The sequence below is a fragment of the Pseudomonas sp. BIGb0558 genome (assembly GCF_024807515.1).
In the GTDB taxonomy this organism is placed as follows: domain Bacteria; phylum Pseudomonadota; class Gammaproteobacteria; order Pseudomonadales; family Pseudomonadaceae; genus Aquipseudomonas; species Aquipseudomonas yamanorum_A.
This window is the reverse complement of the sequence record NZ_JANUEW010000011.1, coordinates 1-26,204: the sequence shown is the minus strand read 5'-3', so window position 1 is coordinate 26,204 and position 26,204 is coordinate 1. Positions and strand designations below refer to the sequence as shown.

The following is a 26,204-nucleotide window of genomic DNA, read 5'->3' as shown; positions in this document are numbered from 1 at the left end:
GTTTGGCGACTCGACTATAAAGACGGCAGAAGCCTCCCGGCTAATTTGCGGGATGCTCCTGCGCGCAATAAGCTACCCAATGGTAGCTGTGCGCGGGAGACCTTCGGGTCTGCCGGCATTGTCCGTCTTTTTCCGGTTCGCCAACCCGCGTACAGCTGCCACCTTTTGTTTGGCGACAAATGTGTGGCTACTCTCCTCCTTAAGAGAACGGACATCACATATGAATCAATACATGGCCCTCACCAGCAACGATTGCGAGACACCTGCCCTTTTTGTAGATACCACTGCGCCGCTGGACGTTTTGCTGGACGCTGCTGGTTATCGAATTCGTGCTGTTACGCAAGTTCTTGAAAATCTGGCACTGCGTGCGGAAATCAGCAGCGATACAGTTGTGCTCAGTGACTTTTCACTGCTTTGCTCGATTCCGTTGCGCGATGGTTGTGATTTGCTGGATGTTATAGGGCGGCGTATGGCTACGCAGTGTTCCTAAACCCATTGGCTTAATTTTCCCTGGCACAACCACCTATTCAAACCCCAGAAACCACAAAACCCCTGATTTCTCTCGAAATCAGGGGTTTTGTTTACATCGAATTTGGCGGTGAAGGAGAGATTCGAACTCTCGATACAATTTCTTGTATACACACTTTCCAGGCGTGCTCCTTAAGCCACTCGGACACTTCACCGTATCTCGTCAAACTGATTCAGTCTGTCGAGGCGCGCTAATGTAGTCGAAAGCTTTTCCGATGGCAAAGGTTTTTTTCAGAATTTTCATGCGCTTAGGCGGTTATGCCGTTCCAGCCCTCTGCGGCGCCATGCACACCACGGCGATTCTGCCATTCTCGGGCACTCGCGGCGCTTGTCTATAGTAGCTGCTGCGCCCTGCCGAAGGCCGCCTGCGGGTGGGCATGCGGGAAAAGTCTGACTGGGTAGTCAGTCATGGCGCTTTACCAGGACGGGCGCGGTGGGTAACGTCTGCCGTCTGTCCTTCTATTACAAGCATTACAAGGAATCGCGTCATGAGTGAGTTGATTGCCTACCACCTCGAAGACGGTATCGCGACCCTGACCCTGAGCAACGGCAAGGTGAATGCCATTTCGCCGGCCGTGGTCAGTGCGTTTAATCAAGCGCTGGATCAGGCCGAGAAGGATCGGGCGGTGGTGATCATCACGGGCACGCCGGGGATTTTGTCCGGGGGCTATGATTTGAAGGTGATGACCGCCGGCCCTAAAGAAGCGGTGAGCCTGGTGACGTCGGGTTCCACCCTCGCCCGCCGCCTGTTGTCGCACCCGTTCCCGGTGATCGTGGCGTGCCCCGGGCACGCAGTGGCCAAGGGTGCGTTCCTGTTGTTGTCGGCGGATTACCGGATTGGTGTAGACGGGCCGTTCAGCATTGGCCTGAATGAAGTGATGATCGGCATGACCATGCACCACGCCGGGATCGAGCTGGCACGGGATCGTCTGCGCAAGTCGGCCTTCCACCGCTCGGTGATCAATGCCGAGATGTTTAACCCGCAGGACGCATTGGGCGCCGGGTTCCTGGACAAGGTGGTCGCACCGGAAGAGTTGCAGGCCGCAGCGCTGGAGGCGGCTCGCCAACTGAAGAAGATCAATATGAACGCCCACAAGCACACCAAGCTGAAGGTGCGTAAGGCGCTGCTGGAAGCCCTGGATGACGCGATCATTCAGGATCAGGGGCACTTGGGTTAATCAAACCTGCGCCTGCTGAATCGAAGCCCGACCTTGAGTCGGGCTTTTTCTTACAAAGAATTCTGGATTGCCTACAACCGCTCTAGACAGTGTCTGTCACGTCTTGTTGAAACATGCGCTTAAACATCGCCTATCTCCTGACTCTATAGGGGCAATTGCCGAATACAGTGCACATCCGTACACTGCGCCACCTTTTGTCCCGATGGGCTGTGTCGATGCTTTTTTTGTTACGCATGTTGTTGATGGGCCTGCATTTTATGATTGCGGGCGTGCTGGGCGTGCTGCTGGGGATCTGCCGGCCGTTTAACCCGGACAACAGTCGTTACTGCGCGCGCCTGTATGCCGTGCCGGCGATGTGGCTGTTGCGCCTGCGGGTCAAAGCGGATGTCGACTCGTTGCGCAACAAGCCCAGCAGTTGCGTGATCATCGCCAACCATCAGTCCAACTATGACCTGTTTGTGTTCGGCACGGTGGTGCCCTACCGCACGGTGTGTATCGGCAAGAAGAGCCTGAAGTGGGTGCCGCTGTTCGGCCAGTTGTTCTGGCTGGCGGGCAATGTGTTGATCGACCGGGGCAACGCGCACAAGGCGCGGCGTTCGATGCTGACCACCACCCACACCTTGCAGCACAAGGACACGTCAATCTGGGTGTTTGCGGAAGGCACGCGCAACTTCGGCGAAACCCTGCTGCCGTTCAAGAAAGGCGCGTTCCAGATGGCTATCGCCGCGGGCGTGCCGATTGTGCAGGTGTGTGTCAGCACGTATGTGAAGCAGATGAAGCTCAACCGCTGGAACAGTGGCGATATTCTGATTCGCTCGTTGCCGCCGACTCCTACGAAGGGGCTGACGATGGATGACATGCCGCTGTTAATGCAGACTTGCCGCGAGCAAATGAAAGACTGTATTGAGGCCATGGATCGAGAACTGGAAATGGTCCCCTGTAGGAGCGAGCTTGCTCGCGAAGGACGTTAACGATTACGCGACCTTTCTGGATTAAAGCGCCGCTCTCAGGTTTTTCGCGAGCAAGCTCGCTCCTACAGAGGGCGCGTTCAGGCTAAGCTGCCCAGCAACTGTCATCCAATAAAGAAGCGATCAGCGCCATGGGTAGAGTTGTTGCGGCCGCCGTCTATAGCGCCGGAAAGAAAGTCACCGATATCACCCTCGACGAAGGCGCCGCCTGGGCCGCCAAGCCCGACCACTTTGTGTGGATCGGCCTGGAAGAACCCAGCGCCCTGGAACTGGCCAACCTGCAACGCCAGTTCAACCTGCACGAACTGGCCATCGAAGACGCCCTGGAAAAACACAGCCGCCCCAAGCTTGAAACCTTCGGCGACGCGCTGTTTATCGTGACCTACTCACCGGTGCGCGATAACGGCAAGCTGGAGTTTATCGAGACCCATATCTTTGCCGGCAACGGCTACATCATCACGGCCCGCAACGGCCATTCGGCGTCCTACGGCTATGTGCGCCAACGCTGTGAGGCGCGGCCGCTGTTGCTGGAGCATGGGGAAGATTTCGTACTCTATGCGCTGCTGGATTTTGTCACCGAGAACTACCAGCCCGTGAGCGAGGCGATTCATGCCGAGGTCGATGAGTTGGAGCGCAATGTGCTGTGCAACTCCCTGAATGAACACGACATCCAAAAACTCCACGGCCTGCGCCGCGATGTGCTGCGGCTGAAGCGTTATGTGGCGCCGATGGTGGAAATCAGTCAGGAGCTGCAGAAGCTGAGTTTTCCGTTTATCGACAAGAACATGCGCCCGTACTTTCGCGACGTGCAGATTCACGTCACCCGGCAGATGGAAGACCTGACCACCCTGCGGGACATCGCCAGCCAGACCATCGAGATTGGGGTGTTGCTGGAAGCCCAGCGCCAAAGCGTGGTGCAGCGCAAGTTTGCCGCGTGGGCGGCGATTCTGGCGTTCCCGACGGCGGTGGCCGGGATTTACGGGATGAACTTCCAGAACATGCCGGAGCTGCAATGGCACTACGGCTATTTTGCGGTGCTGGGGTTTATCGCGGTGGGGTGTACGGGGTTGTGGGCCAGTTTCAAGCGTTCAGGCTGGCTGTAACACGCTCTTCAATGTGCAGAAGATCAAACGGTGGGAGCTGGCTTGCCTGCGATAGCATCACCTGGGTTTTACTGAAAAACCGAGGTGTCTGCATCGCAGGCAAGCCAGCTCCTACATTATTGTGCGTCAGGCCGCGCCGGCTTCTGGTTTGTGCGCCACAAACCGCATCATCCATTCCGCTACGGTGACGCCGTGGTGGTCTCGTTCCAGACTGGCCACACCGTTGGTGTAAACCTTCTCCCCCAGGGTTGTCTGAAGAATCTCCAGCAACTCGCGGGAATAGTCGTGGATAAATTCCGGGTGGCCCTGGAAGCACAGCACCTGGTCTTCAATGTGGTACGCCGCAAACGGGCAGAATTCGCTGGACGCGATCACGGTGGCGTTTTCCGGCAAGGTGGTGACCTGATCCTGGTGGCTGATCAACAGCGTCAGTTCTTCCACCACCGGGCTCATCCAAGGGGCCTTGGCGTTCAGTTTGTAGTCATGGATGCCCATGCCCCAACCCTTGGTCGCCCGCTCGGTCTTGCCGCCCAACAGTAGCGCCAGCAACTGGTGGCCGAAGCAGATGCCGATCAGCTTGTCGCCACGGGCATGGCGGTCCAGCAGGTAGGTCTTGAGGGTCTGGATCCACGGATCGGTGCCAAAGGAGTCGGCCTTGCTGCCCGTCACCAGGTAGGCGTCGAACACTTCTTCATCCGCCGGGTATTCACCCTGCACCACGTTATAGATGACGAACTCGGCGGCAATCGGCTGCTTGGAGAACAGGCGCTTGAACATCTGCCCGTACCCTTGGTACTGATCGATCAGCCCGGGACGCAGGATATCGGTTTCCAGGATGCACACGCGTAACGACATAAAAAATACCTGACACGGCGATGGGAATAATGAACACCCCCAGAGCCTGCCTTGAAATACCCTTCCAAGGCAAGCCCCACATTTGGTCACCGAAACACTTCACCTTGTGCAGCTTTCTCCAACAACAGCGCCGGCGGCGTGAAGCGCTCGCCGTATTGCTCGGCCAGGTAACGCGCCCGGGCGATGAAGTCGTTCAGGCCGTACTGGTTGATGAATTGCAGCGCCCCACCGCTCCAGGCGGCAAAGCCGATTCCGAAGATCGAGCCAACGTTGGCATCGGCCGTCGACATCAACACGCCCTCCTCCACACAGCGCACGGTTTCAATGGCCTGGATGAACAGCAAACGGTCGCGCACGTCCTGTGGCGAGATCTGTTGGCCGGGCTTTTCAAAGCGGCTTTTCAGCTCCGGCCACAAGTGTTTCTGCCCGCCCGCCGGGTAATCGTAGAAACCACCACCCGCCGCCTTGCCCGGGCGCTTGTATTCGTTGAGCAACAAATCGATCACCGCAAACGCCGGATGCTGGGGTAACGGCTTGCCCTCGGCCTGCAGGTCCTTGGCCGTCTGCTGGCGGATATGGCTCATCAGGCTGAGGGAAACTTCGTCAGAGACCGCCAGCGGTCCCACCGGCATGCCGGCCTTGCGTGCCTCGGTCTCGATCATCGGCGCGGCCACGCCTTCGCCGAGCATGGCGATGCCTTCGTTGGTGAATGTGCCGAACACCCGCGAGGTGAAGAAGCCACGACTGTCGTTGACCACGATCGGGGTTTTCTTGATTTGCAGTACGAAATCAAAACCCCGAGCCAGGGTTTCGTCACTGGTGCGGGCGCCCTTGATGATTTCCACCAGGGGCATCTTGTCCACCGGGCTGAAGAAGTGCAGGCCGATAAACTTGCCCTGGTCGGGCACCGCCGTGGCCAGGCCGCTGATGGGCAAGGTGGAGGTATTGGAGGCGATTACCGCGTCGGCACCCACCACGCTTTGCGCGGCAGCCGAGACCTTGGCCTTGAGTTCCCGGTCTTCGAAGACGGCTTCGATGATCAGGTCGCAGCCGGCGAGGTCGGCATCAGACTCGGTAGGAACAATCCGCGCGAGGATGGTTTCCCGCTGTTCGGCGGTCAATTGCCCACGACTGACCTTCTTGTCCAGCAACGTTGCCGAGTGGGCCTTGCCCTTCTCCGCTGCCGCCAGGTTGACGTCCTTCAGCACCACCTCAACGCCCGCCGAGGCGCTGACGTACGCAATGCCCGCGCCCATCATCCCGGCGCCAAGCACGCCAACCTTGCGTGTCACATACGGCGCAAAGCCCTTGGGCCGCGAGCTGCCGGCGTTGATTTCATTGAGCTGGAACCAGAAGGTGCCAATCATGTTCTTCGCCACTTGCCCGGTAACCAGCTCGGTGAAGTAGCGCGTTTCGATCAGGTGCGCGGTGTCGAAATCCACCTGGGCGCCTTCCACGGCGGCGCAGAGGATTTTCTCCGGGGCCGGGAAGCAGCCATTGGTTTTGCTACGCAATACAGATGGCGCGATGGCAAGCATTTGCGCGACTTTCGGGTTGGACGGCGTACCGCCAGGGATCTGGTAACCCTTGATGTCCCAACGCTGTTTCGCGTCCGGATTGGCCAGGATCCACGCCCGGGACTTGGCCAGCAGCTCGTCACGGTCTGCCGCCAGTTCGTCAATCAACCCCGCTTGCAACGCCTGCTGCGGCGTAATCTTTTTACCTTCCAGCAAGTAGGGCAAGGCCTTTTCCAGGCCCAGCATACGCACCATGCGTACCACGCCACCGCCGCCCGGCAAAAGCCCGAGGGTGACTTCCGGCAGGCCGATCTGTACCGACTTGTGGTCCAGCGCCACGCGGTGCTGGCACGCCAGGCAAATCTCCCAACCTCCGCCCAACGCCGCGCCGTTAATGGCGGCCACTACCGGCTTGCCGAGGGTTTCCAGGGTGCGCAACTGCGCCTTCAACAGCAACACGCTGTCGTAGAAAGCCTTGGCGTGGGGTTTGTCGACCTTGATCAATTCATTGAGGTCACCGCCGGCAAAGAAGGTCTTTTTCGCCGAGGTGATGATCACACCGGCGATCGAATCCTTCTCGGCGGCCAGCCGGGCGACGGTGGCCGCCATGGCCTCGCGGTACACCCCGTTCATGGTGTTGGCGCTCTGGCCGGGCATGTCGATGGTCAGCACCACGATCTGGTCCTGGCCTTTTTCGTAACGAATGGCATCGGTCATGACTGACTCCTTAGGCTCAGAGGCGTTCGATGATAGTGGCGATACCCATGCCGCCGCCGACACACAAGGTGGCCAGGCCATACCGCTGCTGGCGCACCTCCAGTTCGTCGAGCAAGGTGCCGAGAATCGCGCAGCCCGTGGCGCCCAGCGGGTGGCCCATGGCGATGGAGCCGCCGTTGACGTTGACCCGGGCGGCGTCGATGCCCATGTCCTTGATGAACTTGAGCACCACCGAGGCAAACGCTTCGTTGACCTCGAACAGGTCGATGTCTTCCACCCGCAGGCCCGCCTTGGCCAGGGCCTTGCGGGTGGCCGGCGCCGGGCCGGTGAGCATGATGGTGGGGTCGGTGCTGGTGACCGCCGTAGCGACGATCCGCGCTCGGGGTTGCAGGCCGAGTTCGCGGCCCTTCGCTTCAGAGCCAATCAACATCAGCGCCGCCCCGTCGACGATCCCGGAACTGTTGCCCGGTGTGTGCACATGATTGATACGCTCGACATGGCTGTAGACCCGCAAGGCCGTCGCGTCGAAACCCATCTGGCCCATCATTTCGAAGCTGGGTTTGAGCTTGCCCAGGCCTTCGAGTGTGGAATCGGCGCGGATGAACTCGTCCTGGTCCAGCAGCACGATGCCGTTTTGATCCTGCACCGCGATCAGCGACTTGTTGAAGGAACCGTCTGATCTGGCCCGTGCCGCTTTCTGCTGGGAGTGCAGGGCAAAGGCATCGACGTCGTGGCGGGTGAAGCCTTCCAGCGTGGCGATCAGGTCGGCGCCGATGCCCTGCGGCGTGAAGTGGCTGTGCATATTGGTTTGCGGGTCGAGCACCCAGGCGCCGCCGTCGCTGCCCATGGGCACGCGGGACATGGACTCGACACCGCCGACCACCACCAGGTCTTCAAACCCTGAACGCACCTTCATCGCGCCGAGGTTCACCGCCTCCAGACCCGAGGCGCAAAAGCGGTTGATCTGCACGCCGGCGACGCTGACGTCCCAGTCCGCCACCAGGGCGGCGGTCTTGGCGATGTCGGCGCCCTGGTCGCCAACCGGTGTGACGCAACCGAGGACGATGTCATCCACTTGCCGCGTATCCAGGCCGGTGCGCTGTTGCAGCGCCGTCAGCAACCCGGCCACCAGGTTTACCGGCTTGACGCTGTGCAAGGCGCCATCCGCCTTGCCTTTGCCACGGGGCGTGCGTATCGCATCAAAGATCAAAGCTTGGGTCATGACGTCCTCGAATCACTGGGCAACGAATCGTGCCCCTACCTTAGGCGCCGGGGCGCCGGATTCAATGACCGAACCGCTCATTGACCTTGACGTGCGCGCTCAGACGAACGGTAGGAGGCTACGAGAATCGGCTGATTAATCGTTTTAGCTGTCTAGCCGTAGGGCTGGCGTCTGGCTGGCAATTGGCCTCATGCCTTTTTAATAAGACTCCGCGAGGTCATGAGACGAAATGGATCTAAGCCATGCAGAACGGGGGCTCTAAGGTTGAATCTGTAGGAGAAGTAAAAGGTTGCTGCCGGGTTTTGCTGGAGCACCTGTAAGAACTGTAAGAAAAGAGTCATGTAGCACCGTCATAGTTAAATCGACCGGCACGCATTTGACGCTCAGGAATAACAACAAAAGGCAGTCAGCCATGTTCAAGCATTCGAAAGTTCGTCAGGCGGGACTTATTCTCTTCGCCACTACCCTGATTCTGATCTTGCCCAACCTGACCAAGGTTATTGGGTGATCTCTTCCACTCCACATTCTGCGCAGACACAGCGCCAGGATCGCAGCCTTTGGCAGCACCTTTCGGGATATTGCGCATAGCGATCCCGTGAGGGGCTGCCGTTTTGCGCGCCGATTTCAGGTTGTTTTGCGGTATCTTAAACCCGTATCGCCACTCCAGAACGGGCCCTTCCTTGAAACAGATCATCGTCCTCCTGACCCTGCTGCTGGCTCTGCCGGCGCATGCCGCGCAACTGACCATCGAGCTGGATCACGCCAGCAAAACCTGGGAAACAGCCGAGCTGCTCAAGCGCCCGGACGTGCAGACGGTGCAGATCGTTGATGACGTTTCCTACAAGCGCAACATGACGTATCGCGCGGTGCCGCTGGCAGCTCTGCTACCGGGTATCCAGCCGGAAAACCATCTGCAGGCGGTGGCCCTCGACGGCTTTGCTGCTGAATTGACGGCGGCGCCGCTGTTGTCAAAAAGCGGCGCGCGGGCGTGGTTGGCAGTGGAGGATCCGGCGCATCCCTGGCCGCCGCTCGCAGATGGCAAACCCGGCGCCGGGCCGTTTTACCTGGTGTGGACGGACCCGCAGGCCGGAAATATCAGCCCTGAGCAATGGCCGTTTCAGATCTCCGGGATCAAGCAATTGAAGACGGTTGCGGAGCGTTTTCCGGCGTTGTTGCCGGACCCGAAACTGGCGGCGAATGATCCGGTGAACCAAGGGTTCGCGCTGTTTCAGAAGAACTGCCTGGCGTGTCATCGCCTGAACGGCGCGGGCGATGCGCAGGTGGGGCCGGACCTGAATATTCCTTACAACCCCACCGAATATTTTTCCGGTGATTTCCTCAAGCGCTACATCCGCGACCCGCAAAGCATGCGCCACTGGCCGCAGGCGAAGATGCCGGCGTTTGCTGCCAGTGTGCTGCCGGATGCGGACCTGGACCTGCTGGTGGGGTATTTGAAGCATATGGCAGGCAGAAAGCAGCCTTAAGGCTCGGGTAAACCTGTGGCGAGGGAGCTTGCTCCCGCTGGGCTGCGCAGCAGCCCCCAATCAGACAATCACATTTCTCCAGATAGAACTCGGGGGCAGGTTTTGGGGCCGCTTCGCAGCCCAGCGGGAGCAAGCTCCCTCGCCACAAAAAGCTTTCCTGGCACAGAGAGCTTTCCTGCTGCAGAAAGCGCCCTCTCTCTCCCGGAATCCTACTGCTGCTGCACCGAAATCACCGGCGTCGGCGCCACAAATACCTTGGCATGCATCTGCTCATGCCCGCCCCCACGGCGCATGCCCCGCACCGGGCAAGCGTCGAGGTAATCCAGGCCCACCGCCAGCTTCAAATGCCGCTCCGGCCGGGCCAGTTGGTTGGTCACGTCAAAGCTGTACCAGGCGTCATCCAGCCAGGCTTCGGCCCAGGCGTGGCTGGCCAGGTGCTCGCAGTCTTCACTGTACAAGTACCCCGACACATACCGCGCCGGAATCCCCAGGCTGCGGGCGCAGGCCAGGAAGGCGTGGGTGTGGTCCTGGCAGACCCCGGCGCGCCCGGCAAATGCCTTGGCCGCACAGGTGTCGACTTCGGTGGAGCCCGGCGAATAGGTCATGTACTGGTTCAGCGCGTGCATCAGGTCGATCAGCGCGCTGCGGTCGCGGCGTTGATGGCAGTGCTTTTCGGCAAAGCTGCGCAGGGCGTCGTCCGGCTCGGTCAAGCGGGTACAGCGCAGAAACGGGAAGGCCGACTGGCTTTCATGCTCGGCCTCGCGCAATTCGTCGATGTCCACCTGGCCACGGGCGCCGATGATGATGGCTTCATGGGGCTCGTCCAGGGTCAACACGTGCAGGATATTGCCGAACGGATCCAGTTGCGCCCGTACCGGCCGGGGCAGGTCCAGCTGCCAGCTGAGGACATGCTGGCGCTCGCTGTCGTGGGGCGTGAGGCGCAGGTACTGGATGCTGGCGCGCACCTGGTCTTCGTAGTGGTAGGTGGTTTCGTGGCTGATGGAAAGTCTCATGCCGCCTCCAGGTAGGAACTGTAAATAGCATCACCCAGCTCGCGCACGAGGGGGATGAAGTCGGTCAGCCAAGCGTGCAGGCCTTCCTCGAGAATTTCGTCGATGGCGGTATAGCGCAGGCGCGCGTCCATCTCGGCTGCCAGGCGCTGGGCCGGGCGACCGTTGATGCCGGGCAGGCTGGCGAGGATCTGGTCGATCTCTTCACTGCAGGCCCGCAGCGAACGCGGCACATCTGCGCGCAGCAGCAACAGCTCGGCGACTTGCCGGGCGCCGGGGGCGTCGCGGTAGATCTCGGTGTAGGCCTCGAACGACGACAACGCCCGCAGCAACGCACTCCACTGATAGTAGGCGTGGGCCGTGCCATCGGTGACCGCTTCGGCCTGGTCGCCGGCCATTTCGTAGCGGGCATCCAGCAGGCGCAGGGTGTTGTCGGCGCGCTCGATAAAGGTACCCAGGCGAATAAAACGGAAGGCGTCGTTGCGCATGATGGTGCCGTAGGTGGCACCGCGGAACAGGTGGGAGCGTTCCTTGACCCATTCACAGAAACGGCTCATGCCGTAGCGGCTCAGGCCTTGCTGGGCGATGTCGCGAATTTCCAGCCAGGTGGCGTTGATGTTTTCCCACATGTCGGCGGTGATTCGCCCACGCACGGCATGGGCACTGGCTCGTGCAGCGCCGAGGCAACTGTAGATGCTGGCTGGGTTGGCAGCATCCAGGGCGAAGAAGTGCAGCAGGCGCTCGGCGTGCAGTTCACCGTGGCGCTCGCGGTAATCGTCGAGGGTGCCGGTGATCAGCAACGGCATCGCCAGTTCATGCAGGCCATCACCGCGCCCGTCCTGGGGCATCAGCGACAGCGAATAACTGACATCGAGCATGCGCGCGAGGTTTTCCGCGCGCTCCAGATAGCGCGACATCCAATACAAATCCGAGGCAGTTCTACTCAACATATTTCAATCCTCGACCACCCAGGTGTCTTTGGTGCCGCCGCCCTGGGACGAGTTGACCACCAGCGAACCTTCCCGCAGCGCCACACGAGTCAGGCCACCGGGGACTACGCGAGTTTCCTTGCCTTGCAACACGAACGGGCGCAGGTCGATATGCCGCGGGGCGATGCCGTTTTCGACAAAGGTCGGACACGTCGACAGGCACAGGGTTGGCTGCGCGATGTAGGCGTGGGGCTTGGCCTTGATGCGTGCGCGGAAGGCTTCGATTTCCGCCGCCGTGGCTGCCGGGCCCACCAACATGCCGTAGCCACCGGAGCCTTGGGTTTCCTTCACCACCAGTTCCGGAAGGTTGGCCAGTACGTGGGACAGCTCACTGGGATTACGACACTGAAACGTCGGAACGTTCTTCAGGATCGGCTCTTCATCCAGGTAAAAACGGATCATCTCGGTGACGAAGGGGTACACCGATTTGTCATCCGCCACCCCGGTGCCGATGGCATTGGCCAGTACCACATTGCCCGAACGATACGCCGCCAGCAGGCCGGGCACGCCGAGCATGGAGTCCGGGTTGAAGGCCAGTGGGTCGAGGAATGCGTCGTCGAGGCGACGGTAGATCACGTCCACCGCCTTGGGGCCGTCGGTGGTGCGCATGAACACCCGGTCATCGCGCACGAACAGGTCGGCGCCTTCCACCAGTTCCACGCCCATTTCACGGGCCAGGAACGCATGTTCGAAGAACGCACTGTTGAAACGCCCAGGCGTCAGCACCACCACACTGGGGTTATCCAGCGGGCTGGAGCTTTTCAGGGTGTCGAGCAACAGGTTGGGGTAGTGATCGATCGGGGCGATGCGCTGGGCGGCGAACAGTTCGGGGAACAGGCGCATCATCATCTTGCGGTCTTCGAGCATGTAGCTGACACCGCTGGGGGTGCGCAGGTTGTCTTCGAGGACGTAGTAAGTGCCGTCGCCATCGCGTACGAGATCGACGCCGGAGATGTGGGAATAGATATCGCGGTGCAGGTCCAGGCCCTGCATCGCCAACTGATATTGCTCGTTGGCCAGCACTTGCTCGGCGGGGATGATCCCGGCCTTGATGATGCGTTGTTCGTGATACAGGTCGGCGAGGAACATGTTCAGCGCCTTGACCCGCTGGATACAGCCGCGCTCGACGATCCGCCATTCACTGGCCGGGATGCTGCGGGGGATCGTGTCGAAGGGAATCAGGCGCTCGGTGCCTTGCTCGTCGCCATACAGGGTGAAGGTGATGCCGGCCCGGTGAAACAGCAAATCGGCTTCGCGCCGGCGCTGGGCCAGCAGTTCAGGGGGCGTCTCGGCCAACCAGCGGGCAAATTCGCGGTAATGGGGGCGCACCTGCCCTGCCCCGTCGTACATCTCATCGTAATAAGTGCGGATCATGCCGTACTCCTTGTCACCCGGACGCAAGAACCATCGCAAGGCCCGTGCCAGCGGCATAAACACTTAAGTATCAATCAGTTGGATATAGGCTCAGCGCTCACCGCACCGTCCCGGTGCAGCAAATACCCGCTGTCATGGGCGGCGCCTCATTGCAATGCAGGCCATGACTATCAACAGCATAGTCAGAGTTGATTTCACTGCCCGGCAAACCCTGGGGATAATCGCGCTCATCAGCTGAACAGGACACCTCCTACAGCTAAATCTTTTTCTCAAGGGGTAACGTGATACGGGATGTACCGATCGGTTCCCCTTCTGCCCGATCTTCCCTTTGGCCACCCTGCTCGGGTGGCTTTTTTTTGTGCAGGATTTTTCCCGCGCCAGAAACAAAAACGGCCGACCCAAAGGTCAGCCGATACGCTGTGTTGTTGTTCATGCCGCTACATGGGTAACCCACGCACCTCCTGTTTCACGCCCCATCCCTCGATGATTCCGCCCAAGGGCTCGACCACCGCCTCAAAGTCCTGCTCGAAGTCTCCTATGCCGTCGTAGGTGGCGAACATGATTTTGCTCAGTTCCAGGTACCAGGCGCCGTCATCCCGCGCGCTGACCTGGGCATTCAGCGATTCCCCACGAAACCGACCCGCAGCCCGGCGCGCACGTTCCTCATCCGGGAAAATGGCGTAGAACTCGATGGGGTGGAAACGAGAGAAGTCAAAGCCGCCCTCTTTCATGCGGCGCAACACGTTGGTGCTGATGTCTTCTTGATAGGCTGTGCTCATGAAACGTCCTCCTCAAACCGATGGATAGACTTTCCGTGCTTCCCAAGGCCCGCGCTGCAAGGGCGCGGGTGTTACGGCAATGAAGTCGCCGCCGGGAGACAAGCATGTAGCTGACAAGACCAGACCTTAGCGATTCATTCGCTGATCTCCATTGCAGAGTAGCGCGAAGCTATCAGCTCCACCAGAGGCTGTTTAAACACGTACAGGAAATGTTCAGGCGGCGGGAGAAATGTCGAGGATCTGAATACTGTTCTGGTCTTTCAGACTTTTTACCGTGGGCTCGGCCGTACGGCCTTCCAGGTCGTTGAGGTCCAGTTCGGCAGCCACTGGCAGCAACTTCGCCCGGATCATATGGGCAGCCTCTTCAAGGCTTGGCTTTTCGCCGCAGACGAACTGCTCTACGGACTTCACGCCATGATCATCAACGAAGGTAATTTTCCACGTTTGCATCAGTGCCTCCTCGATAAAACCCATGGGTGGGCTTACATCTATCTGGACCTTGAGGGCTCGAAGATCGTTCCACTCAAGGCAGGAGGCACCTGATCAGCTGTTGTTATTTCTCAGCGTGTTCCTTCAGGGCTTTCAAGGTGTTGAACGGGGCGTCCACCACAAATTTGTTGGCCAGCCACGACGGCACGCTGCCACCTGGCTCGGTGTGCACCTGGTAGGTGACTTCGGTCAGGTTGTCGCCCTTGGGCACCAGTTTCCAGTAACCGTCCACCTGGGCCACGCGCACATAGCCTTTGACTTCCGGCTGGTAGGTCGGCACTTCCAACAGCTTGCGGGTCACGCTGCCGTCGGCGGCCTTGGTGGTGGTGATTTCCAGGATCGAGTCACGATCGGTCACCGGGAACGGTGCCTTGAACTGGGTGTAGGTCCAGCTCTTGTCGCCTTCCTGCTTGAGGAGTTTCTGCGACTTGCATTCGTGGATCCAGGAACAGGCCCCCGCCACGTCTTCCTGCAATGCCTGGATCTTGGCCAGCGGTGCCTTGATGGTGGTCACACCGCGATAAGCCTTGTACTTGGAGCCGGCGATTTCGCTCAAGGAGACTTTGATACCGTCTTCATCCTTGGCCGTCTGCCAGTCTTCAGCGTGTGCAGCAGCAGCAAACAAAACGGTAAAACCGCACAACACCGCAACTCGTTTCAGTGAACCCATGGTCTTATTCCTTATTGTTGAAGTTCAGTACTTTGAACAGCCCACTAAGCCGCCGTCATCTGTTCCCACCAGCCGATCAACCTGATCGCTTCTTCCTGGCTGTTGCCACAGACCTCGATATCCGCCTGGAACGAACTGCACACCGCCGGTCGCTCAGGCTGGCCAAACAACTGGCACAGTTGTTCGACCGACAGATGCAGGCAGCGTTCGCCCGCAGGTTTACCAGCCGGCATTCCCGGTAATGGAGAGCTGATGGATGGGGCAATGCAGCAAGCGCCACAGCCTTCACGGCATTTCATGACGAACAGATCCTCGACAACTCAGTGTTGATGGCCACGTAAGACTACGCCCTTAAACAGACGTTTTAAATTGGCTTAACAGGGGTTTTTAACCGAAAACAAAAGTGACTGACCAGTCTGCGACAGAAGGTCAGAAGTACGCGTCACTTTTACTCGTCGGGTTTATTGCTTGAACTGGAAATCCAGTGCCGCGCCTTCCACTTCGCGCCGTTCTTCGTTGCGCAGTTGCAGCTGCATTTCATTGCTGAGCAGGCGCCCGTTGATCTGGAACGCGCTGTTGTCAGTGGGCTTTTCGGCAAACATCGGCGGCAGCAGCGGCACATTCTTCGGCTGCGGCATGGTGCCGAGGGGTTGCAGGTGACGAACCATGTTCGATGGCAGGCTCAAATCCAGCTCTGCTGGCGGCAGCTGAGTCTTGGCGACTTCGTGGGCCGATTTGGATTTGCTGGCGATAGGCGCACGCTTTTTAGCCGGTGCGGCTTTCTTTGCCGGTGCTTTCTTGGCCACCGGCGCCTTCTTTGCGGGAGCCACTTTTTTCGCCGGCGCCTTTTGCTGAGTGCTGGCAGCAGGCGCTGTTTCACTGGCGGGAGCCGCCACGACGGCACCAGCGTTACACAGGCTTAACACGCAGATCAGCAGTGCAGCAGGAAAGGTATAAGTCATATCGCCAGCAGCATTAACGGCAGAAGGCCATATGCTCGCCTGTTGGGGCCAGCATGACAAGCATGCTAAATAGCCAGCTACCTTTTATGTCCCCTTTCCGCACCTCAAAAACCGGCCGCAGTCTCCTGGCACAACTGGCTCGCCAGCATGCCGAGGGTCATCAATGCGCGCTCGGCTTCGCGGTTCCACGGTGTACCGCAGTTCAAGCGAATACAGTGGTTGAACTGTTCCGTATTACTGAAGATCAGCCCCGGTGCAATGCTGATGCCCTGCTGCAAGGCGCGTACGTGCAGTTCCTGGGTATTGACCCGCCCAGGCAAACTGACCCACAGGATAAAACCGCCGGTCGGACGGGTCATCTGGGTGCCTTCGGGGAAGTACTGCTGTACCGCGAGCTGGAAAGCGCTGAGGTTCTTGCGGTATTCCTGGCGGATATAGCGCAAATGCCGGTCATAGCCGCCGTTTTCCAGATACGCCGCGGTGCCCATCTGGGTCACGCTACAGGCAGAATGGGTGCTGAACATTTGCAGGCGCTGGATTTCCTGCTGGTACTTGCCGGCGATCATCCAGCCGATGCGGATGCCCGGTGACAAGGTCTTGGAGAAGCTGGAGCAGTAGATGACCCGGTCCAGGCGGTCGTAGGCTTTCAGGGCCTTGGTGCGGCCCAGCTCGAACATCAGCTCGCCATAGATGTCGTCTTCAACCACCTGGATATCGAAATCCGACGCCAGGCGCAGTAACTGTTTCTGCCGCTCTTCGGGCATGGTGCCGCCCAGGGGATTGCTCAGGCGCGTGGTCAGCACCAAGGCCTTGATCGACCATTGGTTGGCCGCCAGTTGCAGGGCTTCCAGACTCATGCCGGTGGCCGGGTCGCTGGGGATTTCAATGACCTTGAGGCCCAGCAGATCCGCCAGTTGCAGCAAGCCGTAATACGTCGGCGATTCGGCGGCGATCAGGTCGCCGGGCCGCGTCAGCACCCGCAACGACATCTGCAACGCATCCACGCATCCGTGGGTGATCACCACTTCGGACGGGTCGACCACTACGCCGGCATCCCGCATACGGATCGCCACCTGGCGCCGCAGCGGTTCAAAGCCGGGGCTGAACATGTAGCTGAACGCCCGCGGGCTCTGAAACCGCGTGACCTTGGCCAGTTGTTGATGCAGCGCACGCACGGGCAAGTAGTCAACGCTGGGCACGGCGGCACCCAGCGGGAACACGCCTTCGCGACGGGACTCCACCAACACCTGTTGAATGATGCTGCTGCGGGTGACCAACCCTGGACGCTCGACCCGTGCGATGTCCGGCGTGGGCGCGGTAAGCGCCGGCGTCTGGTGCACGTAGTACCCGGACTGCGGCCGCGCGCGAATCAAACCCTGGTCTTCCAGGTTCGCGTAGGCCTGCAACACGGTGGCGTGGCTGACGTTGAGCTGGGAGCTCATTTTGCGCACCGAAGGCACGCGCTCGCCCGGTTGATACACACCGCGGCGGATATCCTCAGCCAGTTGCTGGGCGATACGTTGGTAAAGCAACAGATTGGTCATGACGCAGCACTCGATTTCACGGGTATTTTATTTTTGTGTGAAACATACCGGCACAGTTTAGAAGTGTACGGGGACAGTTGCCACAATAGTCGAGCACGGGCGGCAGTGATAGAAAAAACTGTAAGGGTGGTGAACTGAATTGCGGGCACAAAAAACCCGATCATTGATCGGGCTTTTTGAAACGCCATCTCTCTTACACCACAAAACTCTTGTAGGAGCTGTCGAGCTTTAGCGAGGCTGCGAAGGGATCGCCACGGTGTACCTGGAAGACCGCAGCGCCTGCATCGCGGGCAAGCCCGGCTCCCACAGGGATCAGTGTGCAGCCTGAGCATCTGGCTCAGCGGGCTGCGCCCAGCTGGCCTTTCTCGTCGGAGAACACAATCTCTACCCGGCGGTTCTGCGCCCGGCCCCGCTCTGAAGCGTTGGCTTCAACCGGGTACTGGTCGCCGTAGCCTTCTACCTGGATGCGGCTTTCATCAATGCCCAGGTCATTCAGCACGTCCGCCACCGCCTGGGCGCGGTCCCGGGACAGTTTGAGGTTTTCCGGCCCGCCACCGGTATTGTCGGTGTAACCCTCGATACGCACCCGGCGCTTGGGGTTCAATTGCAGGAACTGTACGACCTTGAGCACCGTGCGGTTGGCCGAGTTTTGCAGCTCTGCCTCGCCCGTGTCGAACAGCACGTCGCCCAGGGTCATCACCAACCCACGATCGGTTTGCACGGTGGTCAGGCTGGCGATCTGTGCCTCAAGCCATTTGCCCTGTTGCTGCACGCTGCTCAGCTTGGCTTCCCGCAGGGCCAGTTGCAGACGCTGGCGCTCCAGCTCCAGCTTGACCCCGCGCTCCTGGTTGAGCGCCTGCTCGGTGTGTTCCCGGGCAATCGCGCTGTAGCGCTGGCTCAGGTAGGCGTAATGCGCCACATCGGCGCCGCTGCCCCAGAAGCTGGAGAAACGCTCGGCGCGGGCCAGGGATTCACCGGCGCGGATCACGTCTTTGGGCGCGATACGCAGCACATTCGAATCTTCCTTGACCTTCTGGAAGTCACCGCTCGCCTGTTGCAAGGCGAGGTTACTGTCGGGATGCGTCGCGCAACCGCCAAGCACACTGCCCAGCAACGCCACACAGCTCAACCCTCGGATCAGCGGGCTCATTGGGCATCTCCCAACTGCAGTTGCTTGCGCAGGCGGGTGATACGAGTGTTGAGCACGTTCAGTTGCTCCTGGCTTTTGCGGGTCAGCACCCGGGCTTCTGCCAGGCGGGCGTCCAGCTCGGCTTCTTCAGCCTGCATGCGGGCGTACTTGTAGGATTGATCGGCCATGTCGGCCTGGGCCTGGGTGAACTTGTCTTCAGCCAGTTTCAGCTCGGGCGAGTCAGCAGCGACAGCGCCCACGGCGTTGGCTTGTTCCAGAGCTTGCTGGGTCAGGCGCATTTGTTCATTCGGCGCAGGATCGGCTGCACATCCCGCCAGAGCTACAACGGCGAGGGCCGCGAAAAGAGGTCGAATAGTCACTGAAAATCCCTACTTTGTTGGGGTGCCGACGGGTTGCTGCAACTGCGCTTTCCAGCGCGCAAGATTGCTCTGCAGCGCGGTTTCCGCCAGACCGGACGCGGGCAATTCTGTCATCTTTTTGGCGAGCTGTCCGCGCAACCACGGATCGTTGCAGGCGGAGTTGTGGGAAATCGCCAGGTACAGGCCCGGCTGGTCGATGGGCACTTCGCGCGCCATCAGGTCGTTGCTCATGCCCAACGTCTGGGCCATGGCCATGCCGGAATAACGTCCGGCGAGCACGTAGTCCACTTCCCCCAGCAGCAGTTTCTGGAACGCCGGGGTCAGGCTGGGCAGGCGTTGCAGGCTTAGTTGCTCACCGGCGAAAGTTTCGAAGTCACGGCTCAGGCGCGCCCGTTCCGACACCGCGCCCTTGTAGCCATGCAGGTCGCTGGCCTGGTTGTAGGCCAGGGCCGAATCCTTGCGGGTCCAGACCAGGTAATCGGTTTGCACCAGCGCCGGGTGGATGTAGTCGAGGGCGTCCAGGGCGTCGAGGGTCAACGGCGCATCGGCGAGGATGTCCATGCGCCCGCTGCGCACTTCCTCCAGCGCCAGGGAGCGTTTGCCGCCGTACAGCAGGTCGATTTTCACGCCGATGTCCTTGGCCACTTGCTGCAATATGTCGGCGGTGGCGCCGATCAGGTGCGTGGGGTCCTGGGGATCGCGCCACAGATAAGGCGGTGCGTCCGGGCTGCCGGTGATCACCAGGCGATCACATTTGCCGGCGGCCTGCGACACTGTTGGCAGCAGCGACAGTCCCAGTAGCAGGGCCCAGAGGCGCAATTCCATGGCGTGGTTCTCCGTCAGTTATTTGTAGGAGCGAGCTTGCTCGCGAAGGTCGTTAACGATGACGCCGGGTGCCTGGCTTAACGCGGCGCTCTCAGGCTTTTCGCGAGCAAGCTCGCTCCTACAGAAAGTCGTGGTTGGGGCAAAAAAAAGCCCGGTCAAAAGACCGGGCTCTTTATAAGTGAAGCGGCTGGATTAGACCAGCTTCTCCAACTCGGGTACGGCTTCGAACAAGTCCGCCACCAGGCCGTAATCAGCCACCTGGAAGATCGGCGCTTCTTCGTCCTTGTTGATCGCAACGATCACTTTGGAGTCCTTCATACCGGCCAAATGCTGGATCGCGCCGGAGATACCAACGGCGATGTACAGCTGTGGCGCGACGATCTTGCCGGTCTGGCCGACCTGCATGTCGTTCGGTACAAAACCTGCGTCGACGGCAGCGCGGGAAGCGCCGACCGCAGCGCCCAGCTTGTCGGCCAGGGCGTACAGGTGCTTGAAGTTGTCGCCGTTCTGCATGCCGCGACCGCCGGAAACGACGATCTTGGCAGCGGTCAATTCCGGACGATCGGACTTGGCCAGTTCTTCGCCAACGAAGCTGGAAGTGCCAGCGTCGTGGGCAGCAGCCACAGCTTCAACCGCAGCCGAACCACCTTCAGCAGCAACCGGGTCGAAACCGGTGGCACGCACGGTGATGACTTTTACCGAAGCAGTGGACTGCACGGTAGCGATGGCGTTACCGGCGTAGATCGGACGCTTGAAGGTGTCGGCGCTTTCGACCGAAACGATCTCTGAGATCTGGTCAACGTCCAGCTGCGCAGCAACGCGCGGCAGGATGTTTTTGCCGTTGGAAGTGGCGGCAGCCAGGATGTGGCTGTAGCCAGCGCCCAGCTCTGCAACCAGCGGGGCAACGTTTTCCGGCAGCTGGTGAGCGTAGGCCGCGTTGTCGGCAACCAGTACTTTGCTCACGCCAGCGATTTTTGCAGCGGCTTCAGCCACGGCGCCAACGTTCTGGCCGGCGACCAGGACGTGAACATCACCACCAATTTTGGCGGCAGCGGCCACGGTGTTCAGGGTGGCCGGGGCCACAACCTTGTTGTCGTGTTCTGCGATTACCAAGATAGTCATGATTAGATTACCTTCGCTTCGTTTTTCAGTTTCTCGACCAGTTCAGCCACCGACTTGACCTTGATGCCCGCGCTGCGTGCAGCCGGCGCTTCGACTTTTACGGTCTTGTTGGTGGAGGCGGTGGAAACGCCCAAAGCATCCGGAGTCAGCACTTCGAGAGGCTTCTTCTTGGCTTTCATGATGTTTGGCAGGGACGCATAACGCGGCTCGTTCAAACGCAGGTCGGTGGTGACGATGGCTGGCAGTTTCAGGGAAACTGTCTGCGCGCCGCCGTCGATTTCGCGGGTCACGGCAACCTTGTCGCCGCTCACTTCGACTTTCGAGGCGAAGGTGCCCTGGCCGTAACCGGTCAGTGCAGCCAACATCTGGCCAGTCTGGTTGTTGTCGCTGTCGATGGCTTGTTTGCCGAGGATCACCAGCGATGGCTGTTCCTTGTCGACAACAGCTTTCAACAACTTGGCAACGGCCAGGGAAGTCAGCTCTTCAGCGGATTCGACGAGGATGGCGCGATCGGCACCCAGCGCCAGGGCGGTACGCAACTGCTCTTGAGCAGTGGTCGGACCGATGGAAACGACGACGATTTCAGTCGCAACGCCTTTCTCTTTCAGGCGTACGGCTTCTTCCACGGCGATTTCGCAGAAAGGGTTCATCGACATCTTGACGTTAGCGAGGTCGACGCCGGAATTGTCCGCCTTGACGCGAACTTTCACGTTGTAATCGACAACGCGTTTGACAGCTACAAGAACCTTCATGGATTCCTCGTTACTCTCCGGTGAAAAGAAAGTCGCCTAGGCGAACCTGGCGGTTGATGCTCATCGGCACACAAGGGCACCTCCAAAAACTTCGGCGGATGACCTTGCTCACGGGAAGTGATGACCGTTCGTCAGTGGTGACCAAGAAGTCATTCTTTATCGCAGCGTGTAAACTGCGCGCCATCGTTTGGGCGCGCGTCACCTGTCTTGCTTTTGGACGTGCTCTTGAAACCTGCAGTCTGCCTACGGTAAGCGCAAAACCGACCGTATATTGACCGGAACACCTATTCTGGTCAATACGGCAAAATAGCCAGTCATAAGCCGCGCCTCTTTGATTTACCTAGCCTGCGGGCAATTCAAACAAACGTTTGTATTGGACGCTGAGAGTGGTGTAGATATAATGCGCCACCTAGAGAGAAAGGTGGGTCGTCCCCTGCCCCTTGCATGAGATTTCTGCAGGCATTGTGGGACGAATCACCGAACCTCCACCCATTAGAAAAAAAGCCGTTGAGCCTTGAGTAGGAGATAGCCTGTGGAACGCGAATACATGGAATTCGACGTGGTCATCGTCGGCGCTGGCCCGGCAGGCCTGTCTGCCGCCTGCCGATTGAAGCAGAAGGCCGCCGAAGCCGGTAAGGAAATCAGCGTCTGCGTGGTCGAAAAAGGCTCCGAAGTCGGCGCTCACATCCTGTCCGGTGCCGTGTTTGAACCCCGCGCCCTGAACGAATTGTTCCCGGACTGGAAAGAACTCGGTGCGCCGCTCAACACTCCTGTTGTGCGTGATGACATCTATGTACTGCGCTCCAGCGAAGCTTCCACCAAGGTGCCAGACTTCTTTGTGCCCAAGACCATGCACAACGAAGGCAACTACATTATCTCCCTGGGCAACCTGTGCCGCTGGCTCGCCCAGCAGGCCGAGAACCTGGGCGTGGAAGTCTACCCGGGCTTCGCCGCCCAAGAAGCGCTGTTCGACGAGAACGGCGTGGTACGCGGGATCATCACCGGTGACCTCGGCGTCGACCGTGAAGGTCATCCAAAAGAAGGCGTCTACACCCCGGGCATGGAACTGCGTGGCAAATACACGCTGTTCGCCGAAGGTTGCCGCGGGCACATCGGCAAGCAACTGATCCAGCGTTTCAACCTGGACAGCGACGCCGACGCCCAGCACTACGGCATCGGCCTGAAGGAAATCTGGGAAATCGACCCGGCCAAGCACCAGCCGGGCCTGGTGGTACACACCGCCGGCTGGCCGCTGGACATCATGAGTGCCGAGAACACCGGTGGTTCGTTCCTCTATCACCTGGAAAACAACCAGGTGGTGGTCGGTTTGATCGTCGACCTGTCCTACAGCAACACCTTCCTGTCGCCGTTCGACGAGTTCCAGCGCCTCAAGCATCACCCGGTGCTGGCCCAGTACCTGGAAGGCGGCAAGCGCATCAGCTACGGCGCCCGCGCCATCTGCAAAGGCGGCCTGAATTCGCTGCCGAAAATGGTCTTCAAGGGCGGCGCGCTGATCGGTTGCGACCTGGGCACCCTGAACTTCGCCAAGATCAAGGGCAGCCACACCGCCATGAAGTCCGGCATGCTCGCCGCTGACGCCGTGGCCGACCGCCTGTTCGCCGAATCCGAAGGCGGCGACGAACTGACCGCTTACGTCGACAGCTTCAAGAACAGCTGGCTGTACGAAGAACTGTTCGCCAGCCGCAACTTCGGCCCGGCGATGCACAAGTTCGGCCCGATCATCGGTGCCGGCTTCAACTGGTTCGACCAGAACATCCTCGGCGGCAAAATGCCGTTCACCCTGCACGACACCAAGCCGGACTACGCCTGCCTGAAGCTGGCCAAGGACAGCAAGAAAATCGACTACCCCAAACCCGACGGCAAGCTGAGCTTCGACAAGCTGAGCTCGGTGTTCATCTCCGGTACCAACCACGAAGAAGAACAGCCGTGCCACCTGAAGCTGAAAGACCCGAGCATCCCGATCGGCACCAACCTGCCGCTCTACGATGAACCGGCGCAGCGCTACTGCCCGGCCGGCGTGTATGAAGTGATCACCAAGGAAGACGGCGAGAAGCGCTTCCAGATCAACGCCCAGAACTGCGTGCACTGCAAGACCTGTGACATCAAGGACCCTTCGCAGAACATCACCTGGGTGACACCGGAAGGTGCGGGTGGGCCGACTTACCCGAATATGTAAGGTATTGGCTTGAACAAAAGGCTCCCGAATGGGGGCCTTTTTTGTGGCCCATTGTTCGTAGCAGCTGTCGAGCCCCGGCGAGGCTGCGTCGGGCGCGCCACTGATCTGGAACCGAGTCGCGGCTGACGCAGCCTCGCTAAGGCTCGACAGCTGCTACGGGAATCAACAAGAGTTATGCCGCCCGCTCATCCCCGGGGCTGCGCTCGAAGTAGCGCTTGTATTCCCGGCTGAACTGCGACGTGCTCTGATACCCCACACTATGTGCCGCCTGCGCCACGCCCATGCCTTCCACCAGCAGCAACTGCTGGGCCTTGAGCAACCGCAACCGCTTGAGGTACTGCACCGGCGACAACAGCGTGCAGCGCTTGAAGTGCTCATGAAAAGTCGAAGCACTCATGTGCGCATAACCCGCCAGCGTCTCGATATTCAGCGGCTCGGCGTAATGCGCATGCAGGTGGTTCAACGACGTCGCCACCCGGGAAAACTGCCCCTGCTGCTCCACCAGCGCCCGCAGCACATCCGCCTGTGGCCCGCGCAACGCGGTGAACAACAATTCCCGCACCCGCGCCGGGCCCATGATCCGACTCTCCAGCGGATCGTGCAGGCACTGCAACAGCCGTTCGACACAGCCACGCATCGCGTCATCCAGCACCACCGAACTCATCGACTCCAACGTCTGCGCCGCCGGCGGTGGCCCACTCTGGATGCCCATCGCCATCACCAATTCGCCGAGCACCACCCGGTCAATCCCCACCGTCACGCCCAAGAGCGGCGCATTGGGCATGGCAAAGGTCTCGCATTCGAACGGCACCGGCATCGCCTGGATCAGGTAATGCCCGGCGCCATATTCCAGGGTACGCGGGCCCAGGTAGGCGACCTTGCTGCCCTGGGCCACGATCATCAGGCTCGGCTCATAAATCTGCGGGCCGCGCGCTACGTCGCAACTGGCGCGCAATACCTGCACGCCGGGCAGGTTCGTGGGCGAGAAACCATCGCGGGGCGTCAACGGTTCGATCAGGGCAACCAACGCGGCATTGGCGTCGACATGGCGGGTCAACAGCATGGCAAAAACTTCGCGAAAAAGGGGATGTGACCATCATCGCAGGTCTGGCGCCACAGTGATCCAATCCGGGGGCACTCCCGGACGAATAGGCATGAGACTCGGAGCAATCGCCATGGCCGCCCCCAGGCACGGCGCGGAGAATGCGCCACCTCACCTGTCACTGCTCCTGCGAGGTTTCTGCATGTACACCGCTATCGGTTACGCCGCTCAATCGGCCACCACTCCCCTCGCCCCCATGTCCTTCGAACGCCGCAGCCCGCGCGCCGATGACGTGGCGATCGAAATCCTCTACTGCGGCGTCTGCCACTCCGATATCCACCAGGCCCGCAACGAATGGGGCATCGCCGTGTACCCGCTGATGCCGGGCCACGAGATCGTCGGCAAAGTCACCGCCGTCGGCGCCAATGTCACCGCGCATAAAATCGGCGACCTGGTGGGCGTTGGCTGCATGGTCGACTCCTGCCGTCATTGCGACGCCTGCCACGCGGATCTTGAGCAATACTGCCTCGAAGGCCCGACCATGACCTACGCCACCCCGGACCGGGTCGATGGCAGCAACACCATGGGCGGCTACTCCGACAGCATCGTGGTCAGCGAGCACTTCGTGGTGAAGATCCCGGCCAAGCTCGACCTGGCCAGCGCCGCGCCGATCCTTTGCGCCGGCATCACCACTTACTCGCCACTCAAGCACTACGGCGTGAAGGCCGGCGACAAAGTTGGGGTGCTGGGCATGGGCGGCCTGGGCCACATGGGCATCAAGTTCGCCAAGGCCATGGGCGCGGAAGTGACGCTGTTCACCCGCTCCGCGAGCAAGGCTGAAGAAGGCCGTCGCCAGGGCGCCGATCACGTGATCGTGTCCACCGACGAGGCCCAGATGAAAGCCGCTGCCGGGCACTTCGATTTCCTGCTGGACACCATTCCGGTGCAGCACGACTTGAACCCGTACCTCGACGTGCTGCGCTTTGACGGCGTGCATATCCTGGTGGGTTTGATCGAGCCGGTAGACCCGCCCGTCAACGCCGCCAAGCTGGTGCTGGGCCGCAAGGTACTGGCCGGTTCGTTGATCGGTGGCATTGCCGAAACCCAGGAAGTCCTGGATTTCTGCGCCGAGCACGGCATCACCTGCGACATCGAAATGCTCGACATCCGCCAGATCAACGAAGCCTACACCCGCATGATTGCCGGTGATGTGAAGTACCGCTTCGTGATCGACATGGCGACCTTGAAGGCCTGACAAACCGCCCCCGCCGCCGCCCCCGCCCCGTAGCAGCTGTCGAGGCGTGGGGGGGGGGGGGTGGGGGGGGTGGGGGGATAGCCGCCAACCCCCCCCCGCCCACCGCCCCACCG

Annotated in this window: 25 protein-coding genes and 1 tRNA gene; 7 read left to right on the top strand and 19 right to left on the bottom strand. The window is 60.1% G+C overall.

Annotated features, from left to right (window positions below; translation table 11 throughout):
* Nucleotides 1–220 precede the first annotated feature (220 nt).
* Nucleotides 221–490, top strand: a complete 270-nt coding sequence (locus M2400_RS15280; protein ID WP_004371186.1) for a hypothetical protein — start codon at nucleotides 221–223, stop codon at nucleotides 488–490.
* A 103-nt stretch (nucleotides 491–593) separates the two neighbouring features.
* Here the strand turns inward: M2400_RS15280 and M2400_RS15275 are convergent.
* Nucleotides 594–683: transfer RNA gene (locus M2400_RS15275), tRNA-Ser, on the bottom strand.
* A gap of 333 nt (nucleotides 684–1,016) precedes the next feature.
* Here M2400_RS15275 and M2400_RS15270 point away from each other — a divergent pair.
* From M2400_RS15270 to M2400_RS15260, 3 genes are all read left to right on the top strand, one after another.
* The gene (locus M2400_RS15270) at nucleotides 1,017–1,706 is read left to right on the top strand and encodes a crotonase/enoyl-CoA hydratase family protein (RefSeq protein WP_102369687.1); all 690 of its coding nucleotides are present in this window, start codon (nucleotides 1,017–1,019) and stop codon (nucleotides 1,704–1,706) included.
* Between the two features lie 215 nt (nucleotides 1,707–1,921).
* Entirely contained in the window at nucleotides 1,922–2,677 is a 756-nt protein-coding gene (locus M2400_RS15265) for a 1-acyl-sn-glycerol-3-phosphate acyltransferase (RefSeq protein ID WP_259195975.1), read from the top strand.
* 128 nt (nucleotides 2,678–2,805) lie between these two features.
* A complete protein-coding gene (locus M2400_RS15260; protein ID WP_177042996.1) occupies nucleotides 2,806–3,777 on the top strand; it encodes a magnesium and cobalt transport protein CorA in 972 nt (323 codons plus the stop codon).
* Nucleotides 3,778–3,903: 126 nt separating this feature from the next.
* Here the strand turns inward: M2400_RS15260 and M2400_RS15255 are convergent, their stop codons facing one another.
* The 3 genes from M2400_RS15255 to M2400_RS15245 all read right to left on the bottom strand — a co-directional run bounded on the left by M2400_RS15255 (nucleotide 3,904) and on the right by M2400_RS15245 (nucleotide 8,088).
* Nucleotides 3,904–4,632 (bottom strand): amidotransferase, encoded by a 729-nt coding sequence (locus tag M2400_RS15255; protein ID WP_169385989.1) that lies wholly within the window; start codon nucleotides 4,630–4,632, stop codon nucleotides 3,904–3,906.
* Between the two features lie 86 nt (nucleotides 4,633–4,718).
* Nucleotides 4,719–6,866: a 3-hydroxyacyl-CoA dehydrogenase NAD-binding domain-containing protein gene (locus M2400_RS15250; protein ID WP_259195976.1), complete on the bottom strand. Its 2,148-nt coding sequence runs from the start codon at nucleotides 6,864–6,866 to the stop codon at nucleotides 4,719–4,721.
* A 16-nt stretch (nucleotides 6,867–6,882) separates the two neighbouring features.
* Nucleotides 6,883–8,088: an acetyl-CoA C-acetyltransferase gene (locus M2400_RS15245; RefSeq protein WP_259195977.1), complete on the bottom strand. Its 1,206-nt coding sequence runs from the start codon at nucleotides 8,086–8,088 to the stop codon at nucleotides 6,883–6,885.
* Nucleotides 8,089–8,768: 680 nt separating this feature from the next.
* Between M2400_RS15245 and M2400_RS15240 the strand changes: the two genes are divergently transcribed.
* Entirely contained in the window at nucleotides 8,769–9,572 is an 804-nt protein-coding gene (locus M2400_RS15240) for a cytochrome c (protein ID WP_177077320.1), read from the top strand.
* Nucleotides 9,573–9,781: 209 nt separating this feature from the next.
* Here the strand turns inward: M2400_RS15240 and M2400_RS15235 are convergent, their stop codons facing one another.
* From M2400_RS15235 to M2400_RS15170, 14 genes are all read right to left on the bottom strand, one after another.
* The gene (locus M2400_RS15235) at nucleotides 9,782–10,585 is read right to left on the bottom strand and encodes a transglutaminase family protein (RefSeq protein WP_010165966.1); all 804 of its coding nucleotides are present in this window, start codon (nucleotides 10,583–10,585) and stop codon (nucleotides 9,782–9,784) included.
* Nucleotides 10,582–11,532: an alpha-E domain-containing protein gene (locus M2400_RS15230; protein ID WP_177042992.1), complete on the bottom strand. Its 951-nt coding sequence runs from the start codon at nucleotides 11,530–11,532 to the stop codon at nucleotides 10,582–10,584. The genes M2400_RS15235 and M2400_RS15230 overlap by 4 nt, the downstream gene beginning before the upstream one ends.
* A gap of 3 nt (nucleotides 11,533–11,535) precedes the next feature.
* Nucleotides 11,536–12,945 (bottom strand): circularly permuted type 2 ATP-grasp protein, encoded by a 1,410-nt coding sequence (locus M2400_RS15225; RefSeq protein WP_177042991.1) that lies wholly within the window; start codon nucleotides 12,943–12,945, stop codon nucleotides 11,536–11,538.
* A gap of 437 nt (nucleotides 12,946–13,382) precedes the next feature.
* Complete coding sequence (locus M2400_RS15220) at nucleotides 13,383–13,724, bottom strand: ribonuclease E inhibitor RraB (RefSeq protein WP_003193463.1); 342 nt, start codon at nucleotides 13,722–13,724, stop codon at nucleotides 13,383–13,385.
* Between the two features lie 213 nt (nucleotides 13,725–13,937).
* Nucleotides 13,938–14,174: a hypothetical protein gene (locus tag M2400_RS15215; protein ID WP_177042990.1), complete on the bottom strand. Its 237-nt coding sequence runs from the start codon at nucleotides 14,172–14,174 to the stop codon at nucleotides 13,938–13,940.
* Between the two features lie 103 nt (nucleotides 14,175–14,277).
* The gene (locus M2400_RS15210; protein WP_177042989.1) at nucleotides 14,278–14,883 is read right to left on the bottom strand and encodes an START domain-containing protein; all 606 of its coding nucleotides are present in this window, start codon (nucleotides 14,881–14,883) and stop codon (nucleotides 14,278–14,280) included.
* 44 nt (nucleotides 14,884–14,927) lie between these two features.
* Complete coding sequence (locus tag M2400_RS15205; RefSeq protein WP_088424663.1) at nucleotides 14,928–15,182, bottom strand: YkgJ family cysteine cluster protein; 255 nt, start codon at nucleotides 15,180–15,182, stop codon at nucleotides 14,928–14,930.
* 162 nt (nucleotides 15,183–15,344) lie between these two features.
* A complete protein-coding gene (locus M2400_RS15200) occupies nucleotides 15,345–15,845 on the bottom strand; it encodes a translation initiation factor 2 (protein WP_177042988.1) in 501 nt (166 codons plus the stop codon).
* 104 nt (nucleotides 15,846–15,949) lie between these two features.
* Entirely contained in the window at nucleotides 15,950–17,389 is a 1,440-nt protein-coding gene (locus M2400_RS15195) for a PLP-dependent aminotransferase family protein (RefSeq protein ID WP_008434911.1), read from the bottom strand.
* A 337-nt stretch (nucleotides 17,390–17,726) separates the two neighbouring features.
* Nucleotides 17,727–18,539, bottom strand: coding sequence for an OmpA family protein (locus M2400_RS15190; protein WP_177113667.1), 813 nt, complete (start codon nucleotides 18,537–18,539; stop codon nucleotides 17,727–17,729).
* The gene (locus tag M2400_RS15185; protein ID WP_259195979.1) at nucleotides 18,536–18,898 is read right to left on the bottom strand and encodes a DUF4398 domain-containing protein; all 363 of its coding nucleotides are present in this window, start codon (nucleotides 18,896–18,898) and stop codon (nucleotides 18,536–18,538) included. Before M2400_RS15185 ends, M2400_RS15190 begins: the two co-directional genes overlap by 4 nt.
* Before the next feature lie 9 nt (nucleotides 18,899–18,907).
* Nucleotides 18,908–19,723 (bottom strand): ABC transporter substrate-binding protein, encoded by an 816-nt coding sequence (locus M2400_RS15180; RefSeq protein WP_177042985.1) that lies wholly within the window; start codon nucleotides 19,721–19,723, stop codon nucleotides 18,908–18,910.
* A gap of 192 nt (nucleotides 19,724–19,915) precedes the next feature.
* The gene (locus M2400_RS15175; protein ID WP_169385996.1) at nucleotides 19,916–20,845 is read right to left on the bottom strand and encodes an electron transfer flavoprotein subunit alpha/FixB family protein; all 930 of its coding nucleotides are present in this window, start codon (nucleotides 20,843–20,845) and stop codon (nucleotides 19,916–19,918) included.
* A 2-nt stretch (nucleotides 20,846–20,847) separates the two neighbouring features.
* Nucleotides 20,848–21,597 carry an electron transfer flavoprotein subunit beta/FixA family protein gene (locus M2400_RS15170; protein ID WP_004371224.1) on the bottom strand — a complete coding sequence of 250 codons (750 nt, stop codon included), beginning with the start codon at nucleotides 21,595–21,597 and terminating at the stop codon, nucleotides 20,848–20,850.
* A 532-nt stretch (nucleotides 21,598–22,129) separates the two neighbouring features.
* Between M2400_RS15170 and M2400_RS15165 the strand changes: the two genes are divergently transcribed.
* On the top strand, nucleotides 22,130–23,794 hold the full coding sequence (locus M2400_RS15165; RefSeq protein WP_177077323.1) for an electron transfer flavoprotein-ubiquinone oxidoreductase: 1,665 nt from the start codon (nucleotides 22,130–22,132) through the stop codon (nucleotides 23,792–23,794).
* A 172-nt stretch (nucleotides 23,795–23,966) separates the two neighbouring features.
* On the opposite strand, the gene M2400_RS15160 is transcribed toward M2400_RS15165, so the two are convergent.
* Nucleotides 23,967–24,857 (bottom strand): AraC family transcriptional regulator, encoded by an 891-nt coding sequence (locus M2400_RS15160; protein WP_004371227.1) that lies wholly within the window; start codon nucleotides 24,855–24,857, stop codon nucleotides 23,967–23,969.
* A 181-nt stretch (nucleotides 24,858–25,038) separates the two neighbouring features.
* Between M2400_RS15160 and M2400_RS15155 the strand changes: the two genes are divergently transcribed.
* Nucleotides 25,039–26,091, top strand: a complete 1,053-nt coding sequence (locus M2400_RS15155) for an NAD(P)-dependent alcohol dehydrogenase (RefSeq protein ID WP_177043109.1) — start codon at nucleotides 25,039–25,041, stop codon at nucleotides 26,089–26,091.
* The last annotated feature ends 113 nt before the right edge of the window (nucleotides 26,092–26,204 follow it).

What these genes read in the sequence shown, in the direction of transcription:
- M2400_RS15205 (WP_088424663.1), bottom strand. Translation starts at nt 15,182, where the DNA reads ATGAAATGCCGTGAAGGCTGTGGCGCTTGCTGCATTGCCCCATCCATC.
- M2400_RS15220 (WP_003193463.1), bottom strand. Translation starts at nt 13,724, where the DNA reads ATGAGCACAGCCTATCAAGAAGACATCAGCACCAACGTGTTGCGCCGC.
- M2400_RS15235 (WP_010165966.1), bottom strand. Translation starts at nt 10,585, where the DNA reads ATGAGACTTTCCATCAGCCACGAAACCACCTACCACTACGAAGACCAG.
- M2400_RS15180 (WP_177042985.1), bottom strand. Translation starts at nt 19,723, where the DNA reads ATGGAATTGCGCCTCTGGGCCCTGCTACTGGGACTGTCGCTGCTGCCA.
- M2400_RS15245 (WP_259195977.1), bottom strand. Translation starts at nt 8,088, where the DNA reads ATGACCCAAGCTTTGATCTTTGATGCGATACGCACGCCCCGTGGCAAA.
- M2400_RS15190 (WP_177113667.1), bottom strand. Translation starts at nt 18,539, where the DNA reads ATGAGCCCGCTGATCCGAGGGTTGAGCTGTGTGGCGTTGCTGGGCAGT.
- M2400_RS15215 (WP_177042990.1), bottom strand. Translation starts at nt 14,174, where the DNA reads ATGCAAACGTGGAAAATTACCTTCGTTGATGATCATGGCGTGAAGTCC.
- M2400_RS15230 (WP_177042992.1), bottom strand. Translation starts at nt 11,532, where the DNA reads ATGTTGAGTAGAACTGCCTCGGATTTGTATTGGATGTCGCGCTATCTG.
- M2400_RS15280 (WP_004371186.1), top strand. Translation starts at nt 221, where the DNA reads ATGAATCAATACATGGCCCTCACCAGCAACGATTGCGAGACACCTGCC.
- M2400_RS15175 (WP_169385996.1), bottom strand. Translation starts at nt 20,845, where the DNA reads ATGACTATCTTGGTAATCGCAGAACACGACAACAAGGTTGTGGCCCCG.
- M2400_RS15195 (WP_008434911.1), bottom strand. Translation starts at nt 17,389, where the DNA reads ATGACCAATCTGTTGCTTTACCAACGTATCGCCCAGCAACTGGCTGAG.
- M2400_RS15155 (WP_177043109.1), top strand. Translation starts at nt 25,039, where the DNA reads ATGTACACCGCTATCGGTTACGCCGCTCAATCGGCCACCACTCCCCTC.
- M2400_RS15260 (WP_177042996.1), top strand. Translation starts at nt 2,806, where the DNA reads ATGGGTAGAGTTGTTGCGGCCGCCGTCTATAGCGCCGGAAAGAAAGTC.
- M2400_RS15160 (WP_004371227.1), bottom strand. Translation starts at nt 24,857, where the DNA reads ATGCTGTTGACCCGCCATGTCGACGCCAATGCCGCGTTGGTTGCCCTG.
- M2400_RS15255 (WP_169385989.1), bottom strand. Translation starts at nt 4,632, where the DNA reads ATGTCGTTACGCGTGTGCATCCTGGAAACCGATATCCTGCGTCCCGGG.
- M2400_RS15200 (WP_177042988.1), bottom strand. Translation starts at nt 15,845, where the DNA reads ATGACTTATACCTTTCCTGCTGCACTGCTGATCTGCGTGTTAAGCCTG.
- M2400_RS15270 (WP_102369687.1), top strand. Translation starts at nt 1,017, where the DNA reads ATGAGTGAGTTGATTGCCTACCACCTCGAAGACGGTATCGCGACCCTG.
- M2400_RS15250 (WP_259195976.1), bottom strand. Translation starts at nt 6,866, where the DNA reads ATGACCGATGCCATTCGTTACGAAAAAGGCCAGGACCAGATCGTGGTG.
- M2400_RS15265 (WP_259195975.1), top strand. Translation starts at nt 1,922, where the DNA reads ATGCTTTTTTTGTTACGCATGTTGTTGATGGGCCTGCATTTTATGATT.
- M2400_RS15170 (WP_004371224.1), bottom strand. Translation starts at nt 21,597, where the DNA reads ATGAAGGTTCTTGTAGCTGTCAAACGCGTTGTCGATTACAACGTGAAA.
- M2400_RS15225 (WP_177042991.1), bottom strand. Translation starts at nt 12,945, where the DNA reads ATGATCCGCACTTATTACGATGAGATGTACGACGGGGCAGGGCAGGTG.
- M2400_RS15210 (WP_177042989.1), bottom strand. Translation starts at nt 14,883, where the DNA reads ATGGGTTCACTGAAACGAGTTGCGGTGTTGTGCGGTTTTACCGTTTTG.